This is a genomic window from Bartonella sp. CB10SXKL (assembly GCF_042195515.1).
Taxonomy (GTDB): Bacteria; Pseudomonadota; Alphaproteobacteria; order Rhizobiales; family Rhizobiaceae; genus Bartonella.
In genome coordinates, this window is the sequence record NZ_JBHION010000011.1 from 20,353 (window position 1) to 33,949 (window position 13,597).

The following is a 13,597-nucleotide window of genomic DNA, read 5'->3' on the forward strand; positions in this document are numbered from 1 at the left end:
TGTTATAGTTAATTTTTTGTAAAAACATCTTAACACTTTTAAAGAGTGTAGAATATTGGTTATAATTATCATTTAGATAACGCAGTTAAAATCACAGAGCAGTTGATAAAAAAATGATACCATCTTTAAACAGTTTTGATGATTTAGGTCTTTCCGCAAAGGTTATTAATGCGGTGAAATCAGCGGGGTATACAGCTCCAACACCTATTCAAAGCGAAACAATTCCGCATGTCCTTCAAAGAAAAGACGTTTTAGGAATCGCCCAAACGGGAACAGGTAAAACTGCCTCTTTCGTATTGCCTATGCTCACTCTCCTTGAAAAAGGTCGTGCAAGAGCACGAATGCCCCGTACGCTCATCTTAGAACCAACAAGAGAAATTGCAGCTCAAGTTGAAGAAAATTTCGATAAATACGGAATAAATCATCGTTTAAATGTTGCTCTTTTGATTGGTGGAGTTTCTTTTGAACTCCAAGATCGCAAACTTGAACGGGGAGCTGATGTTCTTATAGCAACACCAGGGCGCCTTCTTGATCATTGCGAGCGCGGTAAACTGCTCCTGATGGGCGTTGAAATCCTTGTGATTGATGAAGCTGATCGCATGTTGGATATGGGCTTTATTCCTGATATTGAACGCATCTGTAAGCTAACTCCTTTTACGCGTCAAACTTTGTTCTTTTCTGCAACAATGGCGCCAGAAATTACAAAACTAACGAAACAATTTTTACATTCTCCTGTATCTGTTGAAGTTACAAAAGCATCCTCAACTGCAACCACAATTACACAGCGGCTTGTCAAATCTGGAAATAAATCATGGGATAAAAGAGCGGTTTTACGAGAGCTTATCCAAAATGAAGGTGCAGAGCTTCAAAATGCAATCATTTTCTGTAATCGAAAGAGAGATATCTCTGAACTTTTTAGATCGCTCATCAAACATAACTTTAATGTAGGGGCACTTCATGGAGATATGGACCAATATTCGCGCATGAACACCCTAGCTGATTTTAAAAATAATAAACTTACACTTCTTGTTGCTTCTGATGTTGCTGCCCGTGGACTCGATATTCCAGCTGTAAGTCATGTATTTAACTATGATGTTCCTACACATGCTGAAGACTATATCCATCGAATTGGTCGTACAGGGCGTGCAAATCGCAGCGGAAAAGCTTTTACAATTGTCACAAAAGCTGATCAAAAATATATCAATGCCATCGAAGAAATGAGTAATGAAAAAATTGAATGGCTCAATGGAGATCTCTCAACTTTAATAGCTGATGATCAAACAGAAGATATTGTTGTAAAGAAAAAATCTTCAAAACCATCAAAGAAAACTGCTCCAAAAGAGCCTGTTGTTCACACTAAAAAATCTGTAGAAGAGAATAAAATAGAATATATCAAAAATGCAAATAATAAGGAGAAGCCATCTGAGCAACAACGCTCACGAAAAAATAAGAATTACACACCCATTGGATTTGGTGATGATATTCCTGCTTTCATGCTTATAAAAACGTGTAAATAAACCCGTTCTTTACTCTCTTTAAGAGTGAAATGAACGAAATACTTTTAAAAAATCCGCTCTTATTTCCTAGAGAGCCTTTCCGTTACCTTTTCACGCCCTAAAAGCTGCAAAATTTTTCCCATTTCAGGTCCATGATCCATGCCCGTAAGTGCCTGACGTAATGGCATAAATAAAGCTTTTCCTTTTCGACCTGTTTTTTCTTTTAATGCTGTTGTCCAAATTTTCCAACTTTCCTCATTCAAAGCACCTTCAGGTAAGAAATCGAGTGATTGGTGCACAAAAGCACGATCCTCTAGTGCTACTGTATCAAAATTCTGTTCATCATGAATGATTTTCCACCAAAAAACAGCATCATTGACTTTATTAATATTGCTTCTTATCGCGTTCCAGAAATATTCCGCCTTATCTCCCTCAATAGAAAGTTTTTTAAGGCGCATTTTTACTTCCTCATAGGTTAACTCATGGACAAGATGACTATTCAAAGCAAGAAGATCAGCAATATCAAATTTTGCAACGGATCTTGACGTATCTTGGAGATTAAAATGCTCTAAAAGCGCAGCTTGATTGGGATAGGGATGCACATTTTGCGATGTCCCAATCAAAACTGCAAGGCATTGAACAGCTATAGATTCAAATCCTTCTTCCCGTAGAGAACGAATAGAAAGATCATTATTACGTTTTGAAAATCCTTTTCCTAAAACTGTCGCCAATAAATTGGTATGAGCAAAAACCGGTAATTCTGCATTAAGAGCTTTAAAAAGAGCAATTTGAGCGCCTGTATTTGTAATATGATCATCCCCACGAATAATATGCGTAATAGCCATATCTACATCATCAACAATAGACGGCAATGTATAAAGATAGGTTCCATCTTCACGAATAAGAACAGGATCTGAAAGAGAAGCTAAATCAATCGTCTGCTTTCCCTTTATTGCATCATTCCAGCAAACTTCTGTTCGCTTTGTGTGTAAAGGATCACTTTCAAAATTAGGAAGAAGAAAACGCCAATGGGGTTTACGACCTTGTGATTCAAAGTTTTTTCTCTCTTCTGTTGTCAACTTCAATGCTGCACGGTCATAAACAGGAGGCAATTTGCGTGAAAGCTGGATTTTACGACGCCGCTCTAATTCCTCTGTTGTCTCATAACAAGGATAAAGAAGACCACGTTGTTTGAGAATTTCTGCCACTTCATCATATCGATTAAATCGCTTGGATTGGTAATAAATTGCATCTGGTTGAATACCAAGCCATTCAAGGTCAACAGCAATAGCATCGATATATTCTTGTTTAGAACGTTCAATATCTGTATCATCATAGCGTAAAATAAATTCTCCCTTATACGCTTGCGCATAAAGCCAGTTGAAAAGCGCAATACGGATATTGCCAATATGAATATAACCTGTTGGAGAGGGAGCAAAACGAACTTTAACCATAAAATAATACTCAATTTTTATCGCGAAAATGATTGACTATGGGATAGCGACGATCGCGTCCGAAATTTTTGTAACTGATTTTTACACCAGGCGCAGATTGACGCCTTTTATATTCGGCACCATAAAGAAGCTGTTCAACTTTCGCAACAGTTTCTCGTGAATGTCCACGTTTAACAATATCACAAATACTCATGTCATTTTCTACAAGAGATTGTAAGATATCATCTAGAATAGGATAAGGCGGAAGAGAATCTTCATCTTTTTGATTTTCTCGCAGCTCTGCAGAAGGCGCTTTTTCTATAATATTGGATGGAATGACAATCCCTTCTGGTCCTCTTAAATTGTGCAAGTGATTTTTATTGCGCCACTCAGCTAATGCATAAACCTGCATTTTATAAATATCTTTAAGAGGATTAAACCCGCCATTCATATCACCATACAGTGTCGCATATCCCACAGCCATTTCTGACTTATTGCCTGTCGTTACCACCATTGAACCGAATTTATTTGAAAGAGCCATTAAAACTGTACCGCGTATACGACTTTGAAGATTTTCCTCTGTGACGTCAGAGGGTAACCCTGAAAAAACAGGTGCCATTGTTTCAAGAAAAGCTTCAACAGCTTGCTCAATCGGTATGATTTCATAACGACATCCCAAAAGATCAGCACATTCTTTAGCATCTTTTAATGATTCTTGCGAAGTATAATGATAGGGCATCATAATGGTGCGAACCCTCTCAGCACCAAGAGCATCCACCGCCATTGCCGTACACAGGGCTGAATCAATTCCTCCTGAAAGACCAAGAATAACATCCTTAAAGCCGTTTTTATTAACGTAATCTTTCAACCCCAAAACACAAGCTTGATAATCAGCCGCTAATCCATTGAGAAGACTTTCATTAGGACCTGAAACACAGTGCCATCCCGTCGTTGTTTTTTGCCAATGGCTTAAAGCAATATGGCTATCAAAGTGTTTCATTTGAAATATCTTTTTGCCTTGTCCATTCAAGGCAAAAGACCCGCCATCAAAAACGAGCTCATCTTGACCACCAACTTGATTAGCATAAATAATTGGTATCCCAGATCGTAGAGCTTGCGTATGGATAACATCTATACGTTTTAAAGTTTTATTACGATAGTAGGGAGATCCGTTAAGGACAAGAATAATTTCCGCTCCTTTATCTTTAAGCTCTGTACTAAGAGAGGAATCATTCCAAAGATCCTCACAAATGACTATTCCTAATTTGTTTCCATGATAGACAATAGGCTGAGGACGTGGACCTGAAGAAAATAAACGCTTTTCATCAAATTCAGCATAATTAGGTAAATCAAACTTCAAACTTTCGGCTATGACTCTCCCTTCATCAAGAACCATGACAGCGTTGTAAATATTACCATTGCGCCTTAATGGAAGACCAATGACAATTCCTGGTCCGCCTACGGTTATCTTTGCTAATTTCTCAACAGTCTCTTCACATGTTTTTGTAAAAGCAGGTTTTAGAACAAGATCTTCCGGCGGATAAGCGCTTATAAAAAGTTCCGTGAATAAAACAAGATCAGCCCCCTCTTCTTTGGCCTTTTGATGCGCCATGACAGCTAAAGAAAAATTCCCCTCAATATCACCGACAATAGGATTTAATTGGGCAATTGATACCCGAAAATCATTTTTCATAAGCCTTTGTATCATTTCATCAGTTTAGCAACCACAACTTTATTCCTCATCATCGGAAATATCACTTTTTTAAAAATTCTCTTCTGCCATAATGACCTAAAAAAAATATTAAGTAAATTTTTGCCTACCCCTCAGCAGCAATTGCTAACGAGTCAGTCGCACGATTTTTTTTAAGGAGTTCAGCAACAAGAAAAGCCAATTCTAACGCTTGATCTGCATTTAGCCGAGGATCACATTGCGTATGATAACGATCAGATAGATCGTCCACAGAAATGGCATGCGCCCCTCCTGTACATTCAGTAACATCACGACCTGTCATCTCAATATGAATGCCCCCTGGATAAGTTCCTTCTCCACGATGCACTGCAAAAAAATTCTCTACTTCTTTTAAAACATAATCAAAGGGACGCGTCTTATAACCATTGGCAGTAATTGTATTGCCATGCATTGGATCACATGACCATATAACCGCACGCTTCTCGCGTTCAACGGCACGGATGAGTTTAGGCAGATAACGTTCAACTTTATCATAACCAAAGCGCGTAATGAGAGTAAGCCGCCCCAACTCGTTTTCAGGATTTAAAATATCAATTAATTTTAAAAGCTCATCAGACTCAATGGAAGGACCACATTTTAATCCTATAGGATTTTTAATGCCGCGACAATATTCAACGTGAGCATGGTCAATCTGACGCGTACGGTCACCAATCCATAGCATATGACCAGATGTTGCATACCAATTTCCTGAAGTTGAATCAATCCGAGTCAAAGCCTCTTCATAACCAAGCAACAGTGCTTCATGACTGGTATAAAAAGATGTTTCACGCAATGAAGAATGTGTTTTGGATGTAATCCCTATAGAACGCATAAAATCAATTGCTTCAGAAATACGCTCTGCCAATAATTCATAACGTTCCCCCTGCGGACTGTTAGAAACAAAACTCAACATCCATGTGTGAACATTTTCTAAATTAGCATAGCCACCTTGTGAAAAAGCACGCAATAGATTAAGTGTTGCCGCAGATTGGCGATAAGCCATAGACATCCGTTGCGGATCTGGAATACGAGAACCGGCTTCAAATTCAATGCCATTAATAATATCCCCACGATAAGCAGGAAATTCAACCCCTTCTTTTCTTTCTATATCAGAAGAGCGAGGCTTTGCAAATTGACCAGCAATACGACCAATCTTAACAACCGGTTTAGAACTACCAAAGGTTAAAACAATCGCCATTTGCAAAAATACGCGAAAAAAATCACGGATATTATCAGCTTCATGTTCTGCAAAGCTTTCGGCACAATCACCACCTTGTAATAAAAAAGCTTGGCCTTTCGCAACGGCTGCTAATTCATTTTTTAAATCACGTGCTTCACCGGCAAAAACTAAAGGAGGATAGCTTCTCAGTTTTCGCTCAACATCTTCTAACATAGACTTATCCGGATAAGTCGGAACTTGTTTAATTGGCCTTGTTCTCCAAGTGTCAGGCGCCCATTCTTTTATCATTACACTCTCTCTAAAGATTAAGCTTAAAGATTAGCATATCAAAAACTTTTTACCATAATATATGCTGTTTAACTTTCTATTTTCTTCCCATTTTCATATATATAACTTGGTTTATACATTGTTACCAATTCTTCTGCCATCGTTGGATGCACTGCCATCGTCTCGTCAAAAATATCCTTCGTCAGCTTACCCTTGAGAGATATCCCTATAAGCTGTGCCATCTCACCAGCATTTTCCCCTAAAATATGAGCGCCCACAACAATACGGCTTTCACCATCAACAATGAGTTTCATAAGCATTTTCTCTGAACTACCAGAAAGAACATTACGCATAGGACGAAAAACTGTACGATAAATTTCAAGACGCTTATAACGCTTTACCGCCTCTTCTTCTGAAAGACCCACCGTTCCAATCTCTGGCTGTGAAAAAACTGCTGTTGTAATTAAATCATAATCAGGTGTTGTGGGAATATTCTCAAATGCTGTCTTAACAAAACACATTGCATCATGAATCGCAACAGGTGTTAATTGAATATGACCTGTTACATCACCAACAGCCCAAATATGGGGGATATTTGTTGTCATTTTCTCATCAACAACAACTGCACCAAATTCATCCACTTTAACACCTGCCCTATCAAGTCTTAAACCCGTTGTATTTGGTACACGCCCCGTAGCCAACATAATCTGATCGGCACTGATTATTTTCCCATTTGATAAAACAACTTCATAACAATTTTCTGCAGCCTGCACTTTAGAAATTGTTATTCCGTAGAGAATAGAAATCCCTTTTTCAATCATTGCATCGCTGAGCAATTGCCGCAAATCATGATCAAAATTACGAAGGATTAAATCACTCCGATGGAGGAGTGTTGTTTTTACACCTAATTCATGAAAAATATTAGCAAATTCAACACCAATATACCCTCCACCAACAATGACTATTGATTTTGGGAGTTGATCAAGGTCAAAAATCTCATTAGAAGTAAGGCAAAATTCACCACCTTCTATGGGAGTATTTTGTGCAAATTTTGCTCCCGTTGCAATCAAAATTTTTTCTGCACTTACCCGCTCACCCGTGGCAGAAAGCTCTAATGTGTGATCATCTATAAAAGTAGCACGACTTTCATAAATATGCACATTGTTATTTTCTAATCCCTTACGATACAGCCCTTCTAACCTTGATATTTCTTTATTTTTAGCTGCAACCAACTTTTCCCAGCTAAAAATTGGATCCGCATATTCCCACCCAAAACCAACACTTTTCTTAAATTCTTTTACATATTGTGATGCATAAACATAAAGTTTTTTGGGAACGCAACCACGAATAACACAAGTGCCCCCTATACGATATTCCTCTGCTATAGCGACCCGCTTGCCAAGACCTCCAGCAAGCCGTGCTGCACGCACTCCACCAGAACCACTTCCAATAACAAATAAATCAAAATCAAAAGAGCCCACGAATTATTCCTTCTTATATAGCTGCAAGAGTAGGCTAAGGTCTTTTATTATCAAATGAAAGTCTTTTTTTCTTTTGAAGAAGCATTTTTTATAAAGCAGTATTCTAAAAAGACCTACTCTCATTAAAATATTAAAAACGGCGGGAAAACCGCCGCTATTAAAAAAATCAGAAATTGCCCATTGTTGTCATGATATCGATCAAGCTATTTTTTATTTTCTGAAGATTCTGATTTTATTGGCATATTTGTAGGCATAGTAGAATTATTCAAATTAAGTGTTTCAGACATCTCTTTTTTCACATTTTCTACAAGATCCCGCATAAGAGCAGTACGCCATATATCAAATGCTGAATAAGAATCACGTGCAATATTGGGGACTTCTGTCAAAAACTTTTTACCGGTATCAGAATTATAAAATGTTGTTATCGCATCAAGCTCTTTTTGAGTAAAATATTTTGCATATACATGAGCAATCTCTTTTTCTAGATCAGAGCGCCTTTTAATTAAAGCAAGCGCCTGCTTATCAACAATATCAGAAATAGCTGTTGCTAAATTCGGATCATCGCTGATCAGTTCATTTTTGAAATCATGGACCGCATTTGGTAAAAAACTATCAAATTGATCCGTTGCATGAATAGCTCTGATTGCCTTTCGCGCTGAATCCAAATGTTGATCACTCACACCTTGTGCATAAACCGTTCCAACATTTACAAAAAAAATAGCAATTACACCAAAATATACGACAAAACGCTGAAAAGAAAATATTATTTTCATTTAATGATTACCCCGATAGCTAATTATAATTTTAATTCGTTATTCTACCTAAAATCTTTAAGACCCTTTATTTACTGTGCTAACATATCATCATGTAAATGCCTTTTCTAAAAATCAAACGGTTCTAAAACTTTTATTTGACCATCAGCCATAGCGACAATTGCACGTGAAGCCAACCCCAAAAAAAGGCCATGCTCAACAACACCAGGAATAGCAAGAAGTGCATCCGATAATGGTTTTGGTTGCAAAATGCAGCCCCAAAATGCATCAAGAATAAAATGGCCACCATCTGTTTCAAAAGGATCTTTTCCATTCATTCGCAATGAAATTTTCCCAGAAAGCCCTAAATCATCAGCGACTTTTTCAATGGCTCTGCATGTTGTGTGGATACCAAATGGATTAACTTCAATTGGTAGTGCAAAAGCACCAAGTCTTTTTACCACCTTTGTTTCATCCGCAATGACAAGCATTGCACGAGATGCCGATGCTACAATTTTTTCATACAACAATGCTCCCCCTCCCCCTTTAATGAGCATCATCTCAGGACCAATTTCATCTGCTCCGTCAATATCAAGGTCCAGCTCAGATATTTGTTCTAAAGTGCTAACAGGCACTCCAAACTTATGACAGAGTTGTTCAGAATATCTTGAAGTAGCAACACCAGTCACACGCAAACCATCCGCAACACGCTCACCTAGAAGACGAATAAATTCATTGACTGTCGAACCAGATCCGATACCAAGCCGCATACCATCTTCAACAAACTCAAGCGCTTTAATAGCTGCCATTTTTTTTAACTGCTGAACATTCATGAATGACTTTGCCTTCTATCCGCATAAGCAGCATTTATCACCCCTATTACCACCGATAATAATGATAATAAAAGATAACCTCTTGACGCAATCTATTTAAATTTACCATCATCTTTTGCTTGAAGAGATGTTACCCGTTATAGAAATATATGATAAGAATAAAATAGAATAATCAACAATTATCTTTTTTATTTCTTTGAGAAGATTTGTTAGCATTTTTTTCATTCAATAAGAATTTTTGATTTATCTTGTGCTATCAATAGGATGCACAAAGATGCACATATCAATTTTTTTGAAAAAATTAAAATGATCAGATATAAAAAATCATCTATTTCTAGAAAACTGTAGATTATTATCTCGTTTCAATGACGTTGATAAAATTACCAATCTAAATACCGTAAAATATTATGAGAAAAGTCTTCTGTTATTTTTTGTTTTGTCATTATCCAAATGTGAAGCAAAATATGACCGATTATATGTTTTTATGAATGCTGTCTGTGCATATTCCATGGTCTATGAAACCCTAGAGAAGACCAAATAATATCTCCACCTTTGGTCATCATAACGCTTCCTCGTGATAACAATTGTTGAGGCATAAATATTATTTTTGCCTTCTTGTAACAAGTTGGATTATGCATCACAAATGTCTGAATGATAATATCTGCCTCTACACATTGATCTGTTTCTCTCTGTAAAACGATCACTTTTAATCCATTATCCAATAAAGATGTACATACATGATAATCACAAATAAATTGTCCGTGCAACGAAGGACCATATTTTGTTGGTTTAATCGTTTCATTCACACGAAATGACTTTTTCCATATGGATGTCGTGAACTTAGAAATATGGTAACGATCAATATATAATTTTTTATCATGGATAACGCCCACGAGACGCATATTATCTGCTATAATCAGTTGTACAGGTGAATGCATTACACAAATAGAAATACCTGCCAAAATAAACAAACTAAAAAAGAGCCGGATGGGTGTTTTGCAAAAAGTCAGTCCAACCAAGCCTATACTCAATAAAACTAACGCTGATAACGGCATAAAACCAGGATTCAAATCAGGAGAAATAGCCTTGATAGCATGTGCAATCTTTATTACAAGATCAACTCCAAAACCCATAATTTGAAGAGGAAGCCATTCGAATTCTCCTAACATTGCAAGAACTGCGATTAATCCAAAGGGAATGACAAAAATTGAGATGACAGGCAAAGCAAAAGCATTACTAATAATGCTCAAAGATGCCATATTAGAAAAATGATAAGCAGCATAAATTCCACTTGCACTCCCTGCAACAAAGGAAGAAGCACATGTTGAAAGCATCGATGAGAAAACAAAATTTATCACTCCTCCTCCAACATAAGAGGGAGTTGTTTTTCTTTTACGAAAAAATGACCTTCCACTCCACCAATCAAAAAAAGCGATCAAAGCAGCAGTCGCAGAAAAGGACATTTGAAAGCTAGGACCTAATATTTCATGGGGTGTCATCGCTAGAGTTATCAACCCTGCAATGGAAAAATTACGCATTGTTATAGCAGAGCGATTACACAATATAGCAACCAACATAACAGCAATCATCACAAAACTTCTTTGCGCTGATATTGCTAAGCCCGACAATAACAAATAAAAAGCTGTTATCATAAAAGCAACGATAGCAGCAAATTTTTTACTGGAATAATAGGAAGAAAAAACTGGAAAAAATGCTAAAAAACTACGGATACTCAAAAGAACTATGCCGCTTAACAACGCCATATGTAAACCTGATATTGATAAAATATGAGCTAATCCAGCTGTACGTAATGCTTCATTTGTCTCATTTGAAATACCAGCACGCTGCCCTGTTATGAGGGCAGCTGCAACACTCCCCTTTTCTCCTTCAAGGGCTATATGGATTCTTTGTGTCATCTTCGTGCGTAAATTTTCAATTTTCTGTAGAATGATAGCGAATATTCCATCAGGCTGCGAAACGAATATTTTTCTTGGTTTTTCTAAATAAACGCCTTGTGCTCCAATTCTTTTAAAATAATTATGAAAACTAAAATCGTAGCCTCCTGGACGCACAGGCCCAGAGAATGCACGAATCTTAACTTTTCCATGCAGTCCATCACCAATCGCTAAGCCAGATGGCAAATATCTTGCCGATAAACGAACACGATGAAGACTATGTCGTAATACAGGATTTTCTGTATTCAAAATCTCCAAAACTAAACGAAATCCTCCTTTGGCACCTGACTCAATAGAAACAATTCTTCCCGTCAATGTAGTGACAATGTCACTGCTTAGCATGGGTGTTGCAATACGCCACGTTTCTATTTTTGCCGCTAAAGCACCCAATATAATACAAAACAGAAACCCCACGGGAATCCATATTTTTCGATAAAAACGTGCAACATAGAATATTCCCAGAAAAATACTGACCAACGCCCCCAATTGTCCCCAACTTGGTTCCCACTCTAAATGAAAATAGAAAATGATTCCTAGGGCAAAAAAGACTAAAATCAGCGAAAAAAGGATACCAAAAGAAACTTCTTTATTGATACAATCTTCTAACCATTTGCGAAAAAAAATGATTACTTCTTTTAAGAGTGTCAATAAAAAAAGTTTTTGTTGGTTATAGCTACCGTTCTTTGCATCATCATATCTAGAAAAAACACTCTGCCCTATCTGACATGGCTTTTTTCCTTCTGTAACAGATTTTTCGGATAAACCCTCTTTACTTTTATAAAACATCAGTCCCCCACTTTAACTCGCAATACGGCTATTGCACGCCCCATCACTTATGCTAACATGACTTTTCTATAAAATTCCATAAGTAATATCTTAGTTTAAAGGAAAATATTCGTGTCTGTTATTACTCGTTTTGCCCCTTCACCCACTGGCTTCCTTCATATTGGTGGTGCTCGTACTGCTCTTTTTAATTGGCTTTATGCAAAACATACCGGTGGAAAAATGCTTTTACGAATTGAAGATACAGACCGAGAGCGTTCAACAGAAGCAGCTGTAAAAGCCATTATAGATGGCTTGCACTGGATGGGTCTTAGTTACGATGGCGCCCCTATTTCGCAATTCGAACGTGCAGAACGTCACCGCCAAATCGCTGAACAGTTGGTCAAGAATGGTAAAGCATATTATTGTTATGCTTCACCTGAAGAGTTAGCTGAAATGCGTGAAAAAGCCCGTGCAGAAGGGCGCCCACCACGTTATGATGGACGTTGGCGCGACCGTGATAGTTCTGAAGCTCCTAAAGGTGTTAAGCCTGTTATTCGCATCAAAGCCCCTCAAGATGGAGAAACGATTGTACATGATCGTGTTCAAGGTGATGTCCGTTTTCCTAATAAAGATCTCGATGACTTCATTATTTTGCGTTCTGATGGTTCGCCTACCTATATGCATGCTGTTGTCGTTGATGATCATGATATGGGCATCACACATATTATACGTGGTGACGATCATCTTACCAACGCAGCCCGACAAACGATTATCTTTAAAGCAATGGGATGGGACATTCCTGTTATGGCCCATATTCCTCTTATCCATGGTGAAAACGGTGCAAAATTATCAAAGCGACATGGTGCGCTCGGTGTTGATGCCTACCGAACAATGGGATATCTTCCTGCTGCTTTGCGCAATTACCTTGTCCGTTTAGGTTGGAGTCATGGTGATGACGAACTGATGTCACTTAAAGATATGATTTCTTGGTTTGATATTGAGGATATTAACAAAGGTGCTGCTCGTTTTGATCTCAAAAAGCTCGATTCCATCAACGGACACTATATGCGTATGAGTAATGATCAAGAACTTTTTGATGCCACTCTTAATATTCTACCAGAAACCGATAGGGGAGCACAAATTATTGAAAAACTTGATGAAAAACGCCGTGTTCAATTTTTAAAAGCAATCCCGCATTTGAAAGAACGTTCAAAAACACTGTGCGAACTGATTGACAATGCCTCCTTCATTTTTACGCAACGACCTTTACAACTTGATGAAAAAGCTCAAATGCTCTTAGATAAAAATGGACAAACCATTTTAAACGATCTTTATCTTGCTCTGAAAGCGTGCCCCTCTTGGGATACAAAAACTCTAGATGAAACACTTCGCTCTTTTGTCCAAACACAGAATCTCAAATTTGGATCTATCGCCCAACCACTTCGCGCAGCTCTTACAGGATGTGCAACATCACCAGGTGTTTTGGATATTCTTATTTTATTAGGACGCGATGAATCCCTTCATCGCATCAAGGACCAACTTATCACAACAATATGCCCATGATGTGCACTGAGTATATTTCCTCAAATAAGGATCTATACAGATATCTCAACGCGCCTTAAAAGAGTTTTTTATGTTATATCATTGAAATACATTTCTTATTGAGTAATAATGATCAATAAGGAAATATTTTTAGATTGCATGTA

The 13,597-nt window shown here is 37.6% G+C and carries 9 protein-coding genes; 2 read left to right on the plus strand and 7 right to left on the minus strand.

Features of this window, described 5'->3' with window-relative positions:
* Positions 1-113: 113 nt before the first annotated feature.
* The gene (locus tag ACFIK3_RS06770) at positions 114-1,517 is read left to right on the plus strand and encodes a DEAD/DEAH box helicase (RefSeq protein WP_375631225.1); all 1,404 of its coding nucleotides are present in this window, start codon (positions 114-116) and stop codon (positions 1,515-1,517) included.
* A gap of 59 nt (positions 1,518-1,576) precedes the next feature.
* Here ACFIK3_RS06770 and gltX (ACFIK3_RS06775) read toward each other — a convergent pair whose 3' ends face one another.
* From gltX (ACFIK3_RS06775) to ACFIK3_RS06805, 7 genes are all read right to left on the minus strand, one after another.
* Complete coding sequence (gene gltX / locus ACFIK3_RS06775; protein WP_273790689.1) at positions 1,577-2,950, minus strand: glutamate--tRNA ligase; 1,374 nt, start codon at positions 2,948-2,950, stop codon at positions 1,577-1,579.
* Positions 2,951-2,960: 10 nt separating this feature from the next.
* Positions 2,961-4,622 carry an NAD+ synthase gene (locus ACFIK3_RS06780; RefSeq protein ID WP_375676441.1) on the minus strand — a complete coding sequence of 554 codons (1,662 nt, stop codon included), beginning with the start codon at positions 4,620-4,622 and terminating at the stop codon, positions 2,961-2,963.
* Positions 4,623-4,746: 124 nt separating this feature from the next.
* Positions 4,747-6,126: a class II 3-deoxy-7-phosphoheptulonate synthase gene (locus ACFIK3_RS06785; RefSeq protein WP_273790687.1), complete on the minus strand. Its 1,380-nt coding sequence runs from the start codon at positions 6,124-6,126 to the stop codon at positions 4,747-4,749.
* A gap of 68 nt (positions 6,127-6,194) precedes the next feature.
* Positions 6,195-7,586 (minus strand): glutathione-disulfide reductase, encoded by a 1,392-nt coding sequence (gene gor / locus ACFIK3_RS06790; RefSeq protein ID WP_375643541.1) that lies wholly within the window; start codon positions 7,584-7,586, stop codon positions 6,195-6,197.
* Between the two features lie 203 nt (positions 7,587-7,789).
* Entirely contained in the window at positions 7,790-8,359 is a 570-nt protein-coding gene (locus tag ACFIK3_RS06795; RefSeq protein ID WP_273790685.1) for a DUF2059 domain-containing protein, read from the minus strand.
* 107 nt (positions 8,360-8,466) lie between these two features.
* Complete coding sequence (gene rpiA / locus ACFIK3_RS06800) at positions 8,467-9,171, minus strand: ribose-5-phosphate isomerase RpiA (RefSeq protein ID WP_375676442.1); 705 nt, start codon at positions 9,169-9,171, stop codon at positions 8,467-8,469.
* A gap of 482 nt (positions 9,172-9,653) precedes the next feature.
* Entirely contained in the window at positions 9,654-11,912 is a 2,259-nt protein-coding gene (locus ACFIK3_RS06805) for a ComEC/Rec2 family competence protein (protein ID WP_375676443.1), read from the minus strand.
* A gap of 111 nt (positions 11,913-12,023) precedes the next feature.
* On the opposite strand from ACFIK3_RS06805, the gene gltX (ACFIK3_RS06810) reads away from it, so the two are divergent.
* On the plus strand, positions 12,024-13,454 hold the full coding sequence (gene gltX, locus ACFIK3_RS06810; RefSeq protein ID WP_375676444.1) for a glutamate--tRNA ligase: 1,431 nt from the start codon (positions 12,024-12,026) through the stop codon (positions 13,452-13,454).
* The last annotated feature ends 143 nt before the right edge of the window (positions 13,455-13,597 follow it).

Coding starts and splice junctions, on each gene's coding strand:
- ACFIK3_RS06795 (WP_273790685.1), bottom strand. CDS start 8,359: ATGAAAATAATATTTTCTTTTCAGCGTTTTGTCGTATATTTTGGTGTA.
- ACFIK3_RS06805 (WP_375676443.1), bottom strand. CDS start 11,912: ATGTTTTATAAAAGTAAAGAGGGTTTATCCGAAAAATCTGTTACAGAA.
- rpiA (WP_375676442.1), bottom strand. CDS start 9,171: ATGAATGTTCAGCAGTTAAAAAAAATGGCAGCTATTAAAGCGCTTGAG.
- ACFIK3_RS06770 (WP_375631225.1), top strand. CDS start 114: ATGATACCATCTTTAAACAGTTTTGATGATTTAGGTCTTTCCGCAAAG.
- ACFIK3_RS06785 (WP_273790687.1), bottom strand. CDS start 6,126: ATGATAAAAGAATGGGCGCCTGACACTTGGAGAACAAGGCCAATTAAA.
- ACFIK3_RS06780 (WP_375676441.1), bottom strand. CDS start 4,622: ATGAAAAATGATTTTCGGGTATCAATTGCCCAATTAAATCCTATTGTC.
- gltX (WP_273790689.1), bottom strand. CDS start 2,950: ATGGTTAAAGTTCGTTTTGCTCCCTCTCCAACAGGTTATATTCATATT.